17 protein-coding genes are annotated in these 20313 nt (G+C 56.6%); all 17 read right to left on the reverse strand.

The window, feature by feature from the left end; all coding sequences use genetic code 11:
• On the reverse strand, positions 1-2949 hold the full coding sequence (locus tag NSU18_RS03365; protein ID WP_341148210.1) for a non-ribosomal peptide synthetase: 2949 nt from the start codon (positions 2947-2949) through the stop codon (positions 1-3).
• 5 nt (positions 2950-2954) lie between these two features.
• Positions 2955-3224, reverse strand: a complete 270-nt coding sequence (locus tag NSU18_RS03370) for an acyl carrier protein (RefSeq protein WP_341148211.1) — start codon at positions 3222-3224, stop codon at positions 2955-2957.
• A 27-nt stretch (positions 3225-3251) separates the two neighbouring features.
• On the reverse strand, positions 3252-4877 hold the full coding sequence (locus tag NSU18_RS03375; RefSeq protein ID WP_341148212.1) for an amino acid adenylation domain-containing protein: 1626 nt from the start codon (positions 4875-4877) through the stop codon (positions 3252-3254).
• A complete protein-coding gene (locus NSU18_RS03380) occupies positions 4870-6024 on the reverse strand; it encodes an acyl-CoA dehydrogenase family protein (protein WP_341021958.1) in 1155 nt (384 codons plus the stop codon). The genes NSU18_RS03375 and NSU18_RS03380 overlap by 8 nt, the downstream gene beginning before the upstream one ends.
• Positions 6025-6079: 55 nt before the next feature.
• Positions 6080-7711 carry a class I adenylate-forming enzyme family protein gene (locus tag NSU18_RS03385; RefSeq protein ID WP_341148213.1) on the reverse strand — a complete coding sequence of 544 codons (1632 nt, stop codon included), beginning with the start codon at positions 7709-7711 and terminating at the stop codon, positions 6080-6082.
• A 20-nt stretch (positions 7712-7731) separates the two neighbouring features.
• On the reverse strand, positions 7732-8769 hold the full coding sequence (locus tag NSU18_RS03390; protein ID WP_341148214.1) for a hypothetical protein: 1038 nt from the start codon (positions 8767-8769) through the stop codon (positions 7732-7734).
• 16 nt (positions 8770-8785) lie between these two features.
• Positions 8786-9865: a 3-oxoacyl-ACP synthase III family protein gene (locus tag NSU18_RS03395; RefSeq protein ID WP_341148215.1), complete on the reverse strand. Its 1080-nt coding sequence runs from the start codon at positions 9863-9865 to the stop codon at positions 8786-8788.
• 11 nt (positions 9866-9876) lie between these two features.
• A complete protein-coding gene (locus tag NSU18_RS03400) occupies positions 9877-10155 on the reverse strand; it encodes an acyl carrier protein (protein WP_341021953.1) in 279 nt (92 codons plus the stop codon).
• Between the two features lie 4 nt (positions 10156-10159).
• Positions 10160-11185 carry an electron transfer flavoprotein subunit alpha/FixB family protein gene (locus tag NSU18_RS03405; protein WP_341148216.1) on the reverse strand — a complete coding sequence of 342 codons (1026 nt, stop codon included), beginning with the start codon at positions 11183-11185 and terminating at the stop codon, positions 10160-10162.
• 64 nt (positions 11186-11249) lie between these two features.
• Positions 11250-12017 (reverse strand): electron transfer flavoprotein subunit beta/FixA family protein, encoded by a 768-nt coding sequence (locus NSU18_RS03410; protein ID WP_341148217.1) that lies wholly within the window; start codon positions 12015-12017, stop codon positions 11250-11252.
• Entirely contained in the window at positions 12014-12526 is a 513-nt protein-coding gene (locus NSU18_RS03415; RefSeq protein ID WP_341148218.1) for a flavodoxin domain-containing protein, read from the reverse strand. Before NSU18_RS03415 ends, NSU18_RS03410 begins: the two co-directional genes overlap by 4 nt.
• A 39-nt stretch (positions 12527-12565) precedes the next feature.
• Positions 12566-13339, reverse strand: a complete 774-nt coding sequence (locus tag NSU18_RS03420; protein WP_341148219.1) for a 4'-phosphopantetheinyl transferase family protein — start codon at positions 13337-13339, stop codon at positions 12566-12568.
• Between the two features lie 12 nt (positions 13340-13351).
• Positions 13352-14143 (reverse strand): enoyl-CoA hydratase-related protein, encoded by a 792-nt coding sequence (locus NSU18_RS03425; protein WP_341148220.1) that lies wholly within the window; start codon positions 14141-14143, stop codon positions 13352-13354.
• Between the two features lie 3 nt (positions 14144-14146).
• Entirely contained in the window at positions 14147-15379 is a 1233-nt protein-coding gene (locus tag NSU18_RS03430) for a hydroxymethylglutaryl-CoA synthase family protein (RefSeq protein ID WP_341021945.1), read from the reverse strand.
• The gene (locus NSU18_RS03435) at positions 15380-16684 is read right to left on the reverse strand and encodes a beta-ketoacyl synthase N-terminal-like domain-containing protein (protein WP_341148221.1); all 1305 of its coding nucleotides are present in this window, start codon (positions 16682-16684) and stop codon (positions 15380-15382) included.
• Positions 16671-16910: a phosphopantetheine-binding protein gene (locus NSU18_RS03440; protein WP_341021942.1), complete on the reverse strand. Its 240-nt coding sequence runs from the start codon at positions 16908-16910 to the stop codon at positions 16671-16673. The genes NSU18_RS03435 and NSU18_RS03440 overlap by 14 nt, the downstream gene beginning before the upstream one ends.
• A complete protein-coding gene (gene fabD, locus NSU18_RS03445) occupies positions 16907-20290 on the reverse strand; it encodes an ACP S-malonyltransferase (protein WP_341148222.1) in 3384 nt (1127 codons plus the stop codon). The genes NSU18_RS03440 and fabD overlap by 4 nt, the downstream gene beginning before the upstream one ends.
• Positions 20291-20313: the final 23 nt, after the last annotated feature.

Here is a 20313-nt window from a genome sequence, read left to right on the forward strand (position 1 = left end):
CTAAGCTCCCTCCTTGCCCGTTCTTGCCGGGCTGCACAGTCTCACTATAAGCTCCTCTTCCTTGTGCATGATATCCTTCAGCAGCCGTTCATGGGCAGTCCGCCAGTCTTCCGGCAGTTGAATACCCTTACTCCAGCGGATGAGATCGCTGCGGATATCCAGCCATGCGCGGATAATCCCGCCCGCGATGGAGGCAGCGGCAGGTTGATCTGTGAACAGACGCTCCAGCCGGTACTGCTCCGCCCGCTTGAAATCAATGATGGTATTCAGACCGGCGATCAGCCGCCGGGTATGCGGCTCTTCGGGATTCCCCGGTAGAGCGGCATAATCCGCAAGGAAGACAGACAAGGCCGCGATACCTCCGGCCAAGTCATCCTGGCAGGTGCGGTACAGGCTGCGGAGTTTATAGATATCGGGCAGCCTATCATAAAGATAAGGCTGCTGGTCACGCGGGAATTCCATCAGCGTGTATGTCTGCTCCGGCAGCATGAGATGCTGGAGATAGCCTTGGCAACCATTCAGCAGATCACCTGCTGTAAGCATCCGTTCCCTGTAATTCAACGCATCCTTATGACTGTGCTCCAGCACAAGGAACTGATCCTGCAACTCATTGAAGCCATAGACCAGCAGCGTATGGGCAAGATGCTTCTTTCGGTAGGTGTCCCTGCGGGCCGGCTCATAGAAGCTGTCCACCCACAGAATGAACAGGCTCTGCCGCTCAAGTCCCGCAATAAGCCTCTGCTTCAGCGCCTTCCCTTCCAGCGGGGCCTCGTACCTGACGGTAAGCCGCAACTGCTCCAGCAGCGCCTCGGGTGTGGCGGATTCAAGACAGACCGCAGAGATGGACGACGGTCCGGCCTCAGAACTCTCCAGGCGATATACATATATATCGCTGCACAGAAATGTATTCAGGTTTCTGCCGAAGACGTTCAGCACAGGGAACAGTGAGTTATAGAGACAGCTTTTGTAATATAGGTCGTTAAAAGGCTGCGGCTGGGCAGCGCGGCATATCTGGATGCCGGATGCCGGTATGATCGGGCTTCCCGGGACGTTGCTCTGCTCCGGGAAGCTGGCGCCAGCCGCTGCCTCCTTATGGTAAGCGTCACCCCTAAGGCTTGCAGCAGCCGTGGTATACACGGCAAGTCCCTGCTCAGCAAGCATAGCCTGCGCTCCGATAGTAGAGCTGCTCAGCAGATCTTCATACGCAAGAGTTATGCCTCTTGCAGCAAGCTCGCTGTGCAGCGCGACAGCTTCCACCGAGCTGCCGCCGATTTCAAAGAAATCATGGTGCAGGCCAGGCTCCTTGAGCTCCAGCACCGCCTCCCAGGCCTGGCGGATGGACTGCTGCAGCGGAGTGGTGCAGGGAATGTATACACTGTCCGTGAGCATGGCATTCAGGGTGACCTCGGGCAGCTGTTTTTTATCCACCTTGCCGTTGGCATTCAACGGGAGCTGCTCCACCCGGACGAATATGGACGGAATCATGTAGACGGGCAGGTGCTCAGCCAGATGCTGCCTGAGCGCAGTGACTGGTATGTCTGGCTGGCTTGCAGTCAAATAGGCGCATAGATGCTTCTCCCCCGAACCCTGGCTCCTGGCTGTAACGATTGCATCCCGGATTCCCGGATAGTCCAGCAGCCGCTTCTCCACCTCCTTCGTCTCGACGCGGTAACCGCGAATCTTCACCTGATCGTCACGGCGGCCGAGGAATTCGATCATCCCGTCCTCCCTCATCCGGCCCAGATCGCCTGTCCTGTACATCCGGTCCGCTGCAGGGTTGCCGAAGGGATCGGGCAGGAAGGCCCGCGCGCTTTTGTCCGGGTCATTGATGTAACCGCGCGCCACCCCGATCCCTCCGATGTATAGCTCTCCGGTCTCGCCCGCGTCCACCGGCTGCCCGGAATCATCGAGAATGTACCAGACATTCTGCGCAACCGGCAGGCCGTAGGGAATGCTCGTCCAGTTCCCGCAGACCTCAGCGACATGATGATAGATGGACCAGACCGCAGCCTCCGTAGCTCCGCCGAGTGCGGTCAGCTTGGCCCGGGGGAAGTAACGGGAATAGCTCCGTGCCAGCTCCAGGGGAATCCAGTCGCCGCTCAGGAAGATATGCCGCAGCTGCATTTGGGTGAAATCCGGCAGCTGCTCCGCCGCATGCCTGATCAGATATTGCAGGGTCGCAGGCACAGAGTTCCAGAATGTAATTCCCTGTTCCAGCAGGATGCGGATAAGGCCGGCAGGACTGGTAATATCGGACTCCGGGCACAGGACAATCGTGCCGCCAGCTGCCAGGAGACCGAAGATATCATATACGGACAGATCGAAGCATACCGAGGTTACACATAATCCCTTGTCCCTGCTGGACATATGTAGCTCACGGTTCACCCAGCCGATCAGGTTAACGGCAGAGCGGTGCTCAATCATCACACCCTTGGGCATGCCGGTCGAGCCGGAGGTGTACATGATATAGGCCAGATCCCTTCCCTGAACCGGGAGACCGGGGTTATCAGCGGAAGAGGGGGAAGCTGCCGGATCTGCCGTAAGGTCAGCAGCTCCCAGTGTGAATTGAACGGGCACATCCAGCGGTTCTCCGTTTTCACAAATCGCGGCAACCGCCCCCGAGTGCTGCAAAATATAATTTTTGCGGCTGTCCGGGTAACGGGGATCTAACGGTACATACGCGGCCCCGCTTTTTAGCACAGCCAAGAGGGCCACGACCAGATGCTTATTCCGGTTCATAATAACCCCGACATGGTCATTCGGCCGGATACCCCGGGCAATCAGCTTATGCGCCAGGCGGTTGGCCTGCCGGTTCAGCTCCCCGTAACTCATAGACTCTCCTGCTGTAACGATGGCAGTCTGCCCCGGCTGCCGGGCTGCCTGAAGCTCGAAGCATTCATGCAGTGTGGCAGCATTAGCAGAAGAACGCCCGCAGCGGGATTCCGTCATCACTATTACCTCCCCGTGTGCATTGCGTCCGGTGCAGACTGCTCCCGGCCCAGCTCTTCCGTAAGCCCGGTCAGTCCGCCCAGCGTCTCGCAGCCTAGCAGCTCGTCTACATGCTTCTCCAGATTAATGCCAAGCCTTCTCTCTACTATGGCGATATACTCCACGATCATCACCGAGGTAATGGCCAGATCGTCGGCAATCGATAAGCCCGGATGCAGCTCCTCCTGATCGAAATAGCATACGCCAGCGATAATCTCATACAGCATATTCTGCATCTATACGTTCTCCTCTCTCTTCGTATTTCACAGCCGCCTGCCGAATTCAAGCTTCAATTGCTGCCGGTCCACTTTGCAGCTGCCCCCGGCCGGGAAGCAGTCGTATACATGAACCAGATCGGGAACCATATAGCCCGGCAGCCGCTTGCCGACCTCCTGCTTCAGCCCGAGAACAGTGAAGCTGCCTGCATCCTGCACGATCACTGCGGCACAGATTAGCGGATAGCCCTCATGGTCTTCGATATCAACCACTGCGGCATCAAGGATCATCTCCAGCTCATACAGCACACGCTCAATCTCAGGCAGCTCAACGCGGAAGCCTGAGCGCTTGATCATAGCGTCCCTGCGTCCAATCAGGACAAGTACGCCGTCTTCGTCCACTGTAGCCATGTCCCCGGTACAATAGAGCTTGTCTCCAAGCCCCCATTCCGGGGGAACCCGGCGGAAGCTCTGCTCTGTAAGCTGTGGATTACGATAGTATCCCTTCATGACGATGGAGCCTCTAACACAGATCTCCCCCTCTTCATCGCTGCCTGCAAGGCGGCCGTCAGCGGTGATTACCACCACACCGGTATTCCCGCAGGGATAACCAATCGGCACCGGGGCATCCCGTATAACCTGTTGAGCCGTCAGTGGATAACAGGTACAGACATTGGTCTCTATTAGTCCGTATAGATTGTAGAAATCTGCTTGCGGCAGCAGCTCCATCATCCGCAGCAGCAGCTTCGGCTGCAGAACCTCTCCCGCGAACAGCAGGCCGCGCACCGAAGGCAGACCGCCATCGGGGAACTGGGCGTATTTGACTACGGCATTCCACAGGGAAGGTACGGTGTAGATCCAGCTAATCCGCTCTTGCCTGACTGCAGCAAGGAAGCGTGACGGATGCTGTATGACCTCAGTGCCCAGCAGGATCAGAGTCGCCCCCACGGCAACCGGCACGAAGATATCGAAGACCGCCAGGTCGAAATGAAAAGGCGCTACCGCCGAGAAGCGGTCCTGCTCTTCCGGCTTGAAGTAGCTGCAGCACCAGTCAATGAAGGTTCTGGCATTGAGATGGGTAATCATCACTCCCTTAGGCACTCCAGTGGAGCCTGAAGTGTATAGAATATAGGCCAGATCCTCGCTGATCGGCGGCCTTCTGCCGCTCTGCAGGTCACGCAGTGGCTGCTCTGTCTCCACATGAACGGCTTTGCAGACATACGCTCCATCTTCATTGTCATCCTCTGACTCTGCCTCCTTCTCATCCAGAAACAGTACATGCAGCGATCTTAGATGTTCTGCTTGCCCGGAGTCTGCCTCCTTCAACAGCTTCTTAAGATTCTTGCGCTCCGTAATCAGGTAATGCGTCCCGCTGCTCTCCAGGATGGTCAGCATCCGCTGAACAGGAGAATAGGTCGTATCCAGCGGAATATACGCTCCTGCGGTGAACAGCACGCCGAACATGGCACATATCGCCTGCGGAGACTTGTCCAGACAGATTGCAGCAGTCTCCCCCGGCAGCATACCCGCGGAGATCAGGGCATCGGAAATCTGCAGACTGCGACGGTAGAGACCGCCATAGGTCAGCTCCCGGCCTTCATGATACAACGCCGTCCGCTCCGGGCAGCGTTCGGCGCTGCGGATCAGGTAATGCTGAAGCAGATAATCACTCATACCCTTCCCCCAGACCTTCCATCATGATTTTCTTCTGCATCTCACTTGTGCCGGAGTACAGCTTGGAGGCCAGTGAATCCCGCATCTGCTTCTCCGGGGCGCTCTCCTTCACATATCCGTAAGCCCCCCAGATCTGTACAGCCGCCAGACTGTTCTGCACCTTGGATTCGGAGGTATGCAGCTTCAGCATAGAAGCACTGTGCATCCCGCAGCGTCCCTGATCGAAGTCGGCGCATACCTTGAACAGCATCAGCCTGCCCGTTTCCAACCGGAGCCGCATCTGGACCAGCTTGTCATAGACCCCTTCGAAGGAGAGAATAGCTTGTCCGAACTGCTTCCTCTTGCTTGCATAATGATACGTCTGTTCATATTGCTGTTCCATGGCTCCGGCATGATAAGCACTGACGATAATCCGCTCCCACAGCATTGCCTTGAAGAAGATCCCCATCCCCTGCCGCTCCCGTCCCAGCAGCCTGTCAGCCGGAATGCGGGTCTGGTTCAGCAGAACCTCACTCATCGGACTGGTCCGCAGACCCATTTTGCCGAAGATCTGGCCAATCCTGTACTCCTCCTGCTGTGCCTCCAGAATAAAAGCAGACACATCCAGCATTGGCAATCCGTTCGCATGCTTGCCGTACACCAGCAGGATATCGGCTTCCGGGGCCAGTGTGGCAAAGGTCTTGACGCCATTCAGCAGATACCCGTCCGCAAGCTTCTCGACCGAGGTGGTCATGGCAGAAGAGTCGGACCCGGACCCAGGCTCTGTAATGACACTGCTGCCGATGAATCTGCCGCCGATCAGCGGTGCCAGATACCTTGTCTGCTGTTCTCCGGTACCATACACCCAGAGGGGTACCTGTGCCGCCGACATTTGTGCGCACACCGAGAACACCAGGCCTTCGTCATGGCAGTGCCGCGCCAGCGAGTACACCGCCAGCGCGGTAGTCAGCATCCCCTGCTCTGCGCCGCCGTAACGCTCCGGGAAGGGAAGTCCAAGCAAGCCGGTATCTGCGATTCTGGACCATTTATCCCTGCGGAAGGTGCCGTGCTCATCATCCTCATATACTCCGTCGTTCAAATATCGCCCGCTGCATTCCTCCATAAGGCTGCAGATCTGCCGCTGCTCCTCGGTATAGCTGAAATCCACATTAAGCGCCCCTCAACCCTGAGATTTATGAACATACAATGAATACAAGTTAATGTTACAGGTTCTCTCCGCCCATACCTCTGACGATGACGTCATTCAGCAGAAATTGGCTTTCCGCCGGAATTCCTTCCACGGCCCACCTTCTGAGGACATTCTTCTGCACCTTGCCGGACTCCAGCACCGGCAGCTGGGAGACGAGGTGCACCCGGTCGGGTACCTTGTAGTTGGCGATTTTGCCGCGGCAGTAGGCCTTGACTTCACCTTCGGTCAGCAGGACTCCGGGCCTCGGGATGACAAAAGCAGCCAGCGCCTCGCCCAGGATCTCATCCGGCTCCCCGACTACCGACACATCCTCCACCTTGTCCATGTGCAGTACACATTCTTCAATATCTGCCGGATAGACATTGAAGCCGCCGCGGATGACCATATCCTTGATCCGTCCGGCAATACAAATGTTGACGCCGTCCTTGTAATAACAAGCCAGATCCCCGGTGTACAGCCATCCTTCCTCATCGATCACCTCACGTGTCTTAGCCTCATTCTTGTAGTACCCCTTCATCAGATAGCCCCGGATGGCCAGCTCACCGATCTCGCCCTTCGGCAGCTCCTTGCGGTCCCGGTCCACAATCTTGGCCTCGAAGCCTTCAATCGGCCTGCCTACGGTGTGCAGCCGGACATCCGGCGGATCATCCAGCCGCGTCATGGTGACCAGACCGGTAGCTTCAATAATGCCGTAGGCATTAATCAGCGTACATTGGGTAGTCTCCTCGATGGAGCGGGCCAGATAAGGGGTGCACAACGAACCGGAGACCACGACCTTGCGCAGCTCGCGGAACAGCCCCGGCTTGCAGTAGGGCATGGCCAGAATCAGGCTCCACATCGTCGGCTGGGTGTGAAAGAGGTTAATTCCATTTTTGGCGACATGGCTCAGAATATCATTGGGGTTGAAGTTGGTGATCCATTTCATCGTAATACAGGAGACGAAGTAGACCAGCACGGCATTGAAGCCCTGTGCAGCATAGAGGGGAGCAATCGAAAAGCCGATATCCTCCCGGATATCCAGCAATTGTCCGCCGTAATAAGAGGTAGCCACCAGATTGCGGTGAGTGATCATCACACCCTTGGGGTGGCCGGTGGTTCCTGAGGTGTAGCCCAGAATCGCAATATCGTCAGGCTGAGCAGGTTCAAGCAGCCTGTTATTCAGCGGAACGGTCAGAGGGCTCAGCAGTGAGGAGAACGGCAGACTGCCTGCCTGAGGCTCATCGCCCAGCACAATATAATTGCGGATAGCTGGCAGCTGGGGACGCAGCTCCTTCAACAGAATCTCTTCATAATTAAAAATGCCCAGACGGTCCTGATAAATGATCGTCTCCGCATCGGAATCCTCCAGAATCCGCCTGATCTCATCCGGCTCATAACGTGTGCTGACGGGAACGATCCATGCGCCGATCCGGAACAGGGCGAAGTAGAGATACAGATATTCCAGACTGTTAGGCAGCAGTACGGCCACCTTGTCATTCTTCCGGATGCCGAGGTCCAGCAAATTGCCGGCGATCGTGGCGGCATAATCATACAACTGCGCGAAGGTTACGGTCTCCTGCTCGAACACCACGGCAGGCTTGCCGGGGTAATCCCGCCGTAACGTATCCAGTACGCAATCAATGGTCAAACGTTCATAATGGATCATTGGTGTACCTGTCTCCTTTATCAGCCCAGATAGGATAGATCAAAGCCTTCGAAATGCTGCGCGGCCTCTTCCTCGTTCAGAATGGCGCCGATACAGCCCGGCCGTTTGCGGGGTCGCTGCATAGCCGTCATGATATACTGGATATAATTGAAATTGTTCGAGAATGAACGGATGCCGATGGCCTGCATGATAATCCCGATGAACGCGCCGGGGGCGAGGTTGGTATTCATCATCTTGTCCGCGTAGTCCGGGAACAGCTCCGCCTTCAATTTCTCCACACAGACGAACAGGAACTTCTGCATACGGATGAAGATATAGTCATTCTCCTTCTGATAGATCTCATCCGTGTGGACCAGCTCTCCATTCAGATAGAATTCGGCCAGAACCGGCGATTTCAGCTTCATGTACCCCTCCTGGTCGAAGGTGATATGATTGAACACATCATATAGGACCACCGTATACGATAGCTCCTCTTTTCCGCTGAAGGCCTGAAGCCCGGTTAAGTACAGATTGCCGTCCGCAGCATAAATATCCACAATATCCTCTTCGTAAAATAATGCACCGGTGCCTCCTTCCTCCACCTGCTGCCTATACATGAAGTAGGAGCTGTAAATCCCGCTCATAATCTCATAAATATGAAAGCACTTAAACCGGTCAAACCGGAGCCTGGCGGCGAGCTTCCTGTCGAACCGCTCCCCTTCCAGCTCCTCCTTCAGCTTCCGCTCCAGATACTCTCTGGAACACAACACACCCTTCCCGCCGTTAAAAAGCTCGTCCACCGCCGCTTCCAGAATCAGCCCTTCCGGGCTTACCGTCAGATGGATCATGAACGACAGGGAGACATCCTGCTTTCGCATACGGGTAATATCCCGCTGCCAGCCGATGATACGCAGATTCCCGTCCTTCTGCCTCTGTAGATTCGTACCCCGTGCCCGGATCATGGGCACAAGCTTGTCCGTGCAGGAATAGTTGCCGTAAGCGACTCTTTTGCGGATAATCTCCAGGTCAAGCGGTTCTCTTACAATCAGCTTAGGAACGGGGAAATTCGCAGTCTTCATCGTTCTCCTCCCTCTCCTACCATATGAGATACGCCGCTGCATACGTTAAGCCGCATGCGCTGCCCAGCAGCAGAATAGAATTTCCCTTATGCAGCAGCCCCTGCTCTTCGCCAATAGCCAGGCCCGCAGGGATATTAGTGCTGCCCATATTGCCGTTCAGGGGAAACGTATTGACAGGGAAAACCTTATCTGTCTGCACCTCCAGCTTATTCAGCAGTGAATTGGTAATATTGCGGCCGAGCTGGTGGGAGAAAATATAATCGATACTGTCCTTACTCAGCCCGTGCCCGTCCAGGAATTCTTCAACAAAGCCCGGCATATCGCGAATGACCTTGGCGGCAATCCCGCGGCCGTCCGACCGGCTCATAAAATCCATCTCCGCGAAGCTTGGTACGGGCATATGGATTTTGGGCGATACATAAAGGGACAGCTCCCAATCCTCATGATTCCGCTGCTCCCCGTAATACCGGATAGATCGTTCGCCATGATCGGCACCCAGCAGCATCGCGGCGGCGCCTGCCCCGGCGAACAGCAGATTCATTTTGTAATCCGCGTCTGCAAGGCTGCTGACCTTGCCTGCGTAATTGGAGGCCTCCAGCAGCTCCAGCGGATTCTCACTGGTTACCACGAGAATATTGCGGTATTTGCCGGAAGATATGTATAGACTGGACAGCTCCATCGCTTTGAGGAATCCGTTACAGGTATCGTTGATGTCATAATAATTGCTCCGGCTCATCCCCAGCTCATGTGCGAGAATCATGGCATACGACGGCTCACGGAACGGATTGCAGACGCCCACGAACAGCAGCAGGTCCACTTCGCTTGCCGGGATCCCCGCCTTGCCGATTGCTTCCAGGGCAACCTTCACAGCCATCTGCACCGAGCCGTCTTCCCTGTAGTCCACAGAGCAGGAGCGGGTCTCTATCTCCAGGAAATCGAGCTTGCGCTTGCTGCCGTACACGAGCTGCTCCAGATCATCCTTGGGCAGCTCCTGACAATAATTCTCCGCGAACCATTCTACAATCTCCCCGTTGTTCATGCGCCCCTTAGGGATGTAATAGGATAAGGCGCGTATAGACAGATTCAACATAGTCATGTTCCTCTCCATTAAGATGATAGACTGCCGGTCTGCAAGTCCCCGCCCAGGCTTCTATAGTGATTGAACCGTTCGTAGGCTTCGCCCAATGTCCGGGTCATCACGCGGTCTTCGGGATTGAACATGACCTGATACTCTCTCTCGAGTCTTAGCATCGCGTTCACTAAGGATAAAGAATCGATCCCCAGCTCCAGCAGCAGATTGACCTCCGGGGTCAGTCTGGAGGACTCAATTCCCAAATATCCGGCGAAAATCTGCTGAAACTGTGTAAAGCTTATCCGCTCTTGCATATGCTCACCTGCCTGTTGTCATATTGTGTCTAACCTGGTCAATCAGGAGAGGGACGGCCTCGAACAGATCGGCCACAATACCGTGGGCAGCCAGTCCCAGAATCGGCGCGTTCCGGTCCTTGTTGATGGCAATGACCGTGTCCATTCTGCGGATGCCCACGGTGTGCTGAACGGCTCCCGATATGCCGACGGCGAGATAGATCCGTCCGCTGACATTCCGGCCGGTTAAGCCGATCTGCCGGGAATAGTCCAGCCAGCCTTGGTCAATTACGGGCCGGGTAGCACCAAGCTCTGCACCCAGACATGCGGCCAGTTCCCGGACCAGATCCATGCCCTCCTTGCTGCACACGCCGCGCCCGGCGGCAACGATGATACCCGAAGCGGAGGAGGAATCCGCAGCTTCACGGCTGCGGATGACCTCAAGGACGGAGGTGCGGAGCGTCTGCGGAAGCTTGAGCTGCGGGCGGATGACCTGGCCCGTGCGGTGCGGACCCGGCGGCGCGGGAAGCATGGCTCCGGGGCGGATGGTAGCCATTTGCGGTCTGGCCTCCGGACAGCAGATGGTGGCCATCAGCGTCCCTTCGCGGGCGGGACGGATCTGCAGCAGCATGCGCTGGGCCGGATCAATATCCAGCCCGGTGCAGTCTGCGGTTAAGCCGGTGTTCAATCTGGAGGCCAGTGTGGCCGCGATGGATTTGCTATGTATGGTGGAGGAGAATAACAGAATTTCCGGCTTCTTGTCCATCACTAGCTGATACAGCAGAGCAGTATGAAGCTCCTCATTAACCGGACTTAGCACGGGCTGATCCAGTATATAGACGGTGTCCGCGCCATGTCGGATACAAGAGTCTGCATCTGCGGCGGCTCCGCTGCCGGTAAGCACCACGGCAATATCCGTCTGCAGCTTCGCAGCCAGCTCACGGGCGCAGCCCAGCAGCTCGTAAGCGGCCGGATGGAGTATTCCGTCACTGTATTCACAGGCAATCATGATCCCTTCGTATTCTCTGGCCCGCAGGCACTGATTCGGCATGGCTGCCTCCTTATCCTAATGAATGTAGCGAAGATATACAGCGGGGTTCCGCTCTGGAGCATCCTTACCCAAGGACGAGCCGGGCGACCTCCTGGATCTGCTCGTGAAGGCTCTTACTGCTGACGGTGTGCTGTACCTGCCCTTCTACGGCATTACGCACAGCTAATACCCGGGTTGGGGAACCTGCAAGCCCGCAGGCTGCCTTGTCCAGACTAAGCTCTGCGGCGGACAGCCTTGTAATTTCAGAGCGGCCCGCTTGCAGAATGCCCTTAACGGTAGCCATTCGCGGCTGGTTGATGCCCTGGTGCACCGTAATCAGGGCCGGGAGCGCCAATTGTACGATTTCAGAACCATTCTCCGTCATCCGCTTGCAGATGATGAAGCGTTCCTCCAGTGCAAGAATCTCTTGCACATGCGTGGTGTGGGCCACTCCCAGCTTCTCCGCCAGCGCGGGGCCGACCTGACCCGTCTCCCCGTCAGTGGAGTGCGTGCCGCACAGGACCAGATCCGGCTGGCCCAGAAGCTGAAGTCCCCGGGCGAGGACAATCGCTGTTGCCAGTGTATCTCCGCCCGCGAACAGCTTGTCGGTCAGAAGCACCCCCCGATCCGCTCCAAGTGCGATACAGCTCCGCAGGGTCTTGGCTGCGGATACCGCACCCATGCTGACCGCGGTCACGCTCCCGCCCAGGCGCTGTCTAATCCGCAGGGCCTCTTCGAGGGCGAAGACGTCCGCCGGATTCAGCGCCAGTCCGGAGCCTGCGGTCTGTACCTGCTTGACACAGACGGCGATATGCCATCCCTCCGTAGCTTGGAAGGCTGCTCCGCTGCTCATGAAGGCTGGCGCAATTCCCGGAGAATCGGCGAAATATTCTCTTTGCGCACATCGTCGCAGTTCCGGACCATTTCTTCCGCCATTTCCTTGCCCATGAACAGCCGGGTCATTTTCTGGCCGACTTTCATCATGGTTTTATCCTTATCGGCAAGTGTTTCGAAGTTGAAGCGTCCTTCCAGCGGGAAATACGTAAGGCCGGCACGGATTTTCTCAGGAATGCTTTTGGTATAGTTTTTGAAGGTGGCTTCGCTCTGTACAGGCGTCTTGGAGACGGAGAAGAGGATGACCTTCTTATCCTGCAGGTGACCCCACACCTTTTTCAGATAATCGGCGATGACCAGCTTCTGAACCCGGACATACGTGCCTATGATCACTGTGTCATACCGGTCTGCCTGCTTCATGTCGAAGCTCCCGATGTCTGCCAGATCGGCTCCAAGCTCCTCCGCGATCCACTGCGCATATTGCTTCGTGCTTCCATAGACACTCGTGTAAAGGACAAGACTTTTCATACAGCACCTCCTGAAAATGTAAATGTTATGGTCTGCCGGTTAGTCCGGCAGCAGCTCCTGCAGGGATTGCAGCAGCAAGGCCTCCGAGGAATCAGTCATCGCCTTGGCCGGCAGCACAATGGTAAAAACATATTCCTCCCGCAGAACGGATATTGCCTTAAATTGAGTGAAATTCTTGAACTGGCTGATGGCTCCCCGTCCGCTGCGGCTGCATGATTTGACTTCAAACAGCTCAGTGGGAACGGTGAAGCCGGTCTGGATGACCTTGGACATCGCTTCCTTGGCCGTCCAGAGCAGAGTCAAAAAGTTCGGGAGGGCAAGCAGAGGCCCGGATTCCTTGATCAGCTCCTCCTCCTGCTTACTGGTAATTCTTCTGATTCCCTCCACAGCCTTCTCGTCCACCAGCTCGATATCGACGCCCGCCATGAGACGCGGATCGTAATCCACCGCGGCCCCCAGCCCATCGCAATGGGTAATGGTAATCCGCCGGGTACTTCCGGACACTATCGGCTGGCACAGAATACCGTGTTCAATCTGGATGCCGGCGAGGTCATCCTCTTCCCCCGCCGCAGCCATCTTGGCGGCAAGCTTGCCGAGCAGATAGCTGTTGCGTCTTCTGGGATACTGGAAGCCGAAATATTGCTCCTTCTCCGCCGCACTCAGATAGTCCAGCGGACCGTCCTCCGGCGGCAAGGAAACCACGCTGAGCTTCAACCCGTAGCTTCCCTCCGGTCCTTCCAGCTCCAGATGGCATCTTCTCACCGTCTCGGAGAGAAATTGTTCATATTGCCTTGCGAACGCTGTATATTGCACCTGTCTGCACCCCTATTCTTTCTCCCAAGGAAATCTTTGATAACGTACATAATTCTGAATGTTCTCCCTCACCTCCGGTGATGCGGTCAGCTTGTCGATCTCCGCCACGGCAGCCTTCTCCATCCGCTCGTTGATGATCCACATCTCCCGGAAATAGCCCTTAATTTCCCGGACCGTCTGCGGCGAGATCCGGCTGATTCTCCGGTACAGCCGCTGGACGGCAGCATCCGGGGTATCGGTCACCTCATCAGCCAGTCTGCACCCCAGCGCTTCTTCCGCAGACAATGGCAGTGTGGTTAGCGTCATCTTGTACGCCTGCCAGTAGCCTGTCCGGCGGATCAGATAAGGGCTGACCAGTGCGGGAACGAGGCCCCAGATGGCCTCCGGCAGAGCGAAGGTGGAGCGCGGTGTGGCGATGACATAATCGCAGGCGGCCATAAGTCCGATGCCGCCGGCAAGCACCTGCCCGTCGATTTTGGCAATCACCATCCTGGACAGATTGCCGAGCCTCTTCAAGAGCTGCATAAAGTCTGCGGAGGGTGGGGCACCGGAATCAGCGCTTCCTCCGGCAGCCTCCCCGTCCACGAATGCCTGGAAGTTCATCCCTGTGCAGAAATAACCGCCGGTGCCTTCCAGAACAATAGCTTTGCAGCCGTCCAGCGCTTCAAGTCTTCCCAAGGCAGCCAGCAGCTCGGATACAAGAACGGCAGACAGGCTATTCCTGGACCCGGGACGGCTCAGCCGGATGCTGTACAGTCCATCGCCCAGGTGGCTAACGGCAATGGCTTGATAGTCCATAACCATGGTTCAGCTCCACGCATACTTGCGGTGAAAATCATCGACCTCTGTCAGCACAAGGTAACCCTTGCCCTTGAAGAAGTGATCATAAATCCCGCTGAATCTGGAGAAATCCACCTTCTTATCGCGGATTCCGAACAGCCACTCCACGTTCTGATCCAGAATATCGTCGTATTCCTCAAAGGTCAGTTCGTAACGGCTGTCCAGATGCCCCTGTATGTTCATTGCGCTTAGCTTCCTGACGGATTCCGGTGTAATCACCCCGCTGTAGAATTCAGAGGAACAGCCAGAGCCATAGGAGAACAACCCGACTCTGCGGTAATCCTGAATATCCGCCTGGTCAATCAAGCTGCACAGACTGAGGTACAAGGCGGCGGAATAGACATTCCCCACCTGCATGCCGTAGGTCAGGGAGGGGGCCACTCTCTGCTCAAAATCCTGCTGGACCGCAGAGCCCCTCAGCTTCAGCTCATCATGGATCAGCTTGCGGTGCGCGCCCTTGACCATACCGCCGAACGGCGTATGGAAGGCCAGGTAATCGAAGGTCTCACGGAAATCGACACCGTCCACCTTGTCCTTATAATTCTTGTAGGCGTTCTCCAGGCAGTCCAGATAAGACAGCAGCGATAAATCCGGGTTCCCGGTCTCGATCTCCGGCAGCGGACGGCAGGTGTCCATTACCTCATAGCTGTAATGGCCGGTAGCGCCGAAATCCAGCTCCAGAATCTCAGGATTGGCACTGATCAGCATCGCTACGGCTCCGACAGCCTGGGTCGGCTCCCCATAGGTGCTTTTGGCAGCCGCCCTGGCAACATCGGTAGCAATGACTAGTGCCTTGGCTCCCGGAGACGCCCCCGAGGCGATGAAGCACGCAGCCATATGCAGTCCGGCGGTGCCGCCGTAGCAGGCCTGCTTCAGCTCGAATAACCGGCAATGACGGCCGAGGCCCAGATAGTCATGGATATAGGTGCTGAGTGATTTACCGAAATCGACGCCCGACTCGCTGGCTGTAATGACCAGCTCAATCCGGTTTCTGTCCGCTTCGCTCAGAGCGTCAATGATCGGCTTCGCCGCATTGACCCCGCCGGTTACAGCATCCTCGCAGGCTACGCCCACCGACTTGCGGTCCATCATCAGGTTGTCGAACCGGCTAAGGTCCAGCCCCCGGCCCTCGAAGATCGTCCGGGCCGGAATGACCGCCGGTCCTCCGTAAAAATTGATGCTCTCAATCCCCACACGCATTCAGCTTGCTCCTTTTCTGATAATAATCCCGGTGTTGATTCCCCCGAAGCCGTAGGAATTGCTGAGCCCGCAGGTAATGCTTGCAGGCTCCGCCTGCCTCGCGGCGAACCGGTAATTCGGGCTAACCGGCTCCTCCAGCCAGGGCAGTGGATGAAGATATTCCCCCTGCATCTGGAGAATCGTCGCCACGGCTTCAACTACTCCGGCCGCATACAGACAATGTCCGGTCAGTGTTTTGGTCGAATTCAGCCTCAGGCCAGGCGTGTGGCTGCCGAATACCCGGGCGATGGATCTCAGCTCTGTCACATCCCCCAGCGGTGTTGAGGTGCCATGCGCATTGATATAATCTACCCCTGAGGGGCCAAGTCCGGCGGTACGCAGCGCCAGCTCCATGGTCCGCACCTGTCCGTCCTCATTCGGATCGGACAGGCTATGGGCATCCAGCGAAGCTGCGCCTCCCGCAATGGTGGCCAGCACCTCTGCTTCCCGGGCCTCCGCGCTGTCGGCTCCCTCCAGGATCAGGCAGGCGGCGGCCTGCCCGAAGATGAAGCCCTCATGCCGGCTGTCGAAGGGACGGCATGCATGAGCAGGGGCCGAATGGAAGCTCCGGCCGCCGTAGGCTCCTATGTTAAGGAAGCTTTGCAGCTCCAGCGGGGACAGATCAGCCAGGGGACCAATAACCATACAGACATCGGCTATGCCCAGCTGAATCATCTGCGCTGCTCTAAGCACTGCCGCATTGCCGCTAGCTGAAGCCCCGCCAACCGTGGCCCCTTCTCCGCGGATGCCGAACATCTCGCTTAGTACCCCGAGCTGGCAGGTATCCATGTAATTCAGAGCATAACGGGGATGGAGCAGCTCCGGCTGCCCCCCGCATGCCGTCATGGCTGCATAGCTGATTGCCGGTGAAATATTGCTTCCGGCTATAAGCAGTCCAATCCGCTCCGCCTCAGGCTTGGTTATATTCAGCTTCGCCTCCTGCCAGGCCTGGGCAGCGGCCAGTGCTGAGGCCTTAACCGATTTGCCGGAGATACGGAATAACCGGCCGGCATTCCGCGATAAATCCCCTTTATAACAGAGGAAGGCTGGCTCAAGCCCTTCCTCCGGCAGGGCTGCACCGATCAGCGGTTGCCCGTCCGCATAGGTTAACCCTTCAAGATAGCCTATTCCGCTGCGTCCGTGCCGCAGCGCCTGGCTGAAGGCTTCGGTGCCGCTTGCAGCCGCGCTGACAATCCCCATCCCGGTAACGTATACCGGGCGGTAATCAGCATACCGGTAACCAGGTGCGCGCTCAGAGATTCTCATGCAGGAAATCTACGACCTCTCCGATATTCTTGAAACTTCCGAACTGGAGCAGCGGTATCTTGAGCTTCAATTCGTCCATGGTGTCGGAGATAATATCGAACCGGTCAATGGAGTTCGCGCCCAGGTCTTTCATGCTCACTTCTCTGCGGATCTGGCCGGGCGTTAAGTCCGGCAGGATATCGATCATCTTCAGCTTCATAATCTCCAGTACTTGATCTTTGCTCATTCGTATCCCTCTCCTCTTAGAATCCGGGCTGCCCCGTCCATGATCCTGACCGCTATATCGCCCGCCCGGCGGTTTCTCCAGACTTCCAGCGGGCTTCCCTTCACCCATTGGTTGAAGGCTCCCATAGCAGGGCCGCACATGATGCTGTAATTGACCTTGTTGCCGGAATCCCCGGAGATGGCGGAAATCCTGCCCCGGGTCATGTACCATTTGAGAACTGCGGCAAGCTGCTGCTTCGGATCTGCCTGGACAGCAGCCTGTTCTTCAGGCGGCATCGCCTGGCGGCTGGACTCCAGAACATCCGCCAAAGGCCGGCCGAAGTATTTGTCTTCGAGCTGGGACTTCGTCTTGCTGTCCAGCTGCTGAATAGAGGCGGTGCTGCGGTACAGCTCATATAATTTGTTGGCTCTAGCCGGGAAGAACAGCCCTTTCTTGACCACCTGGGCCTTGCCGCCCAGCTCGAACAGCTCACGGGAAGGCACATATGCCATGTCGTATACACTCACCTGCGCCAGCAGCTCTTTGACCTCTGGGCTGGTGCCGCTCTCCACCGTACACTGATTAATGGACCCGGTCAGAATGAAATCCGCACCCATCAGGAACAGTCCTGCGGCAGCCTCCGGTGTTCCGATGCCTCCGGCAGCGCCGATATGCATCCTGCTCACCGGAGCGAAGGTGACCGCCAGCTCTTTCTTCAGCCGGATAAGCGTCGGCAGCAGGCTCAGAAGGTTGGCCTGATCCGTCGGCCCGGCCGAATCTCCGGCAGCGCAGAGATCATCCGCAACCGGAATCAGCCGGGCCAGCTCCGCCTGCTCCGCCGTAATCTGCCGCTGTGCCAGCAGCTTGTCCACGATGCGGGCCGGAGCGGGCGACATGAACATGGAAGCAATGTCGGGCCGCGAGACCTTGGCGATGATCTTGTGGCTGCTCTGCACAGTACCATCCTCCGCCAGTGTAAGGCCCAGCAGACGGTATTTAATCAGTGCTGGCGTCAAGGTGAGGTAAGAGGAGGCTTCAACCAGCCTGATCTTCTCCTGGAGCAGGAGATCGATCAGCTGCTCCTCCTGCTGCGGATAAATCGGGTGATAGGTGACAGACACCCCAAGAAGCTTGCTGTCCCCGAGTTCCCGGCGGATATGTCGGATTGCATTCCCAAGCTCCGCTGCCTTCATGCCGCCGGCTCCCAGAAAGGCGAGACAGCCGGCTCTCCCGGCTTGCACAACCAGCTCCTGTGAAGATATTCCGTCATTCATGCCTCCCATCAGATATGCATAGTCCAATCCGTACCGGTGCTTGAATACCGGGCTTCCCAGCCCGGTCCCGGTGAGAGCTCCTCCAAGGGCTGGCTGCTCTTGCGTCACAGCTTCTGCAGCCTCCAAGATTTCCGCAGCTTCGTCAGCTTCCGGAGTTACAGCCACGGCTGGCACCGCAGCCTTGTCATCCGTGTCCGGCAGCGTATCTGCTTCGGCGGTCGCGGCTGCTTCAGCGATGGCCAGTGCCGCTTCGGCGGCATCATCGACGATGAGCGGTCCGGCTTCGCGCTGAATTTTGCTGACCAGTCCTGCGATTACATGTCCCGGGCCGATCTGGGTCAGCTCCATGTCCGGGTGCCTGCCCATGAGATAACGGACAGATTCGGACCATTTCACACTGCTGATCATCTGCTCGGTCATATAGTGCAGAGCGCCGTCTGCCGAATACGGCCGGGCTGTCAGGTTGGCAATGACCGGAATAGACGGCGGCGCGAACTCGAACTGGCTGAGGAATTCCCGGAATTGCATCGCTGAAGGGCGCATATACCGGGAATGAAAAGCACCGCTGACATTCAGAATCACATAAGCGGAAGCACCGTTCTTCTCGAAGATTTCTTTGGCGGCTTCGACATCCTCCTTCAGACCGGAGACAGCGATCTGCGTAGGTGTATTAAGATTAGCCACATCCAGCTGGTCGAGACTGTTCTGTGCTAGAATCCGCAGGACCTCTTCCTCTGTCAGCCCGATGACCGCGGCCATGCCGCCGCCGGTGGCTGAATTCATCAGTGCGCCCCGTTGCTGCACAATTCTCAGTCCCGTCTCGAAATCGAACACACCCGCCGCATAGAGCGCACTGTACTCACCCAGGCTATGTCCGGCTACGTAATCCGGTGTTCCGCTTCCCTTCTGTAATTCCTTAAGATAGGACAGCACATTAACGACATAGAGCGCAGGCTGCGTATAAGCAGTAGTATCCAGCAGGTTACTGCTGTTCCTAAGGCACAGCTCTTCAATGGAATAACCGAGCACCCGGTCCGCAATCGCTGTATATTCGGGATACTCCTGGAACAGACTGCCTCCCATGCCAACGAACTGTGCACCCTGTCCCGGAAATAAATAGGCTTTCTTGCTCATCAGCGGCTCCTCCGCCTCCTTCTCAAGGTTCATTTGCGTACATTCAGCAACGAGCTCATTCAGCTTCTTCAATTCACTGCCCATCGGCGTAATTACGGACCGGATTTGCCCGGACTGCTTTTTCCCCAAAATGTATTTGCTGAAATTCTCCAGGGTGCCGGAAGGACCCAGATCAAGAAAGAACCGTTCTCCCCCGGCAGCCAGACTCTCAAGTGCCCCCCGGAAGTTCATCGGCTTCCTCAGCACATCCCACAGGAACGATTCATCAACCTTCTGCACGATTCCTCCGGCCATAGAGGATACCAGAGTGACTTCCCCGGCCGGAGACTTGTACTCTATTTTCTGCAAATATGTACGGTAAGGCTCCTCCAGTTCGTCGATAGATGAGGAGTGAAAGGCGTAATTGACCGGCAGCTTCAGGCTGGCTACGCCGCGCTCTTTGATGAACTTCTGAACTTCCTTAACCTGCTCGCGTCTGCAGGCAATGGTGAAATGCTGGTCGAAATTCACCGCGATCAGTTCCGAGCGGGAGTTCAGCTCTACGTTCTCGTGATAGAGCTGTTCATGATCCAGTACGGCAATCATCGCACCGGTAGTGCAGTTTGCGCGGAGCAGCTCTACTTGCTTCACGATCAGCTCCAGTGCCTGCTGCGGCGTCAGCACTTTAGCTACAGCCAGTGCAACATACTCTCCAAGACTGACACCCAGTATATAGTGCGGGGTGATGCCCTCTGCCGCCAATGTTTCTGCCAGCGCATACTGAACCATGAAGATTGCGGGATGGGAATAGACAATATCTTCGAACTTGGAGCCTTTGCGCTTCGTGCCCAGATACAGCTCTGTAATCACACTTTTGCCGGTCAGCTCATGAAAGATCCGGTCCAGACGCTCCATGGATTGACGGAATACCGGCTGCTTTTCGAACAATTCATACCCCATCTTGTGGTACTGTGAGCCTTGCCCGGAGAACATAAACACCATTTCGCTGTGCATTTTCCGTACCTCCCGAATGTGGA

The organism is Paenibacillus sp. FSL H8-0048 (genome assembly GCF_038002825.1).
Taxonomy (GTDB): Bacteria; Bacillota; Bacilli; order Paenibacillales; family Paenibacillaceae; genus Paenibacillus_AQ.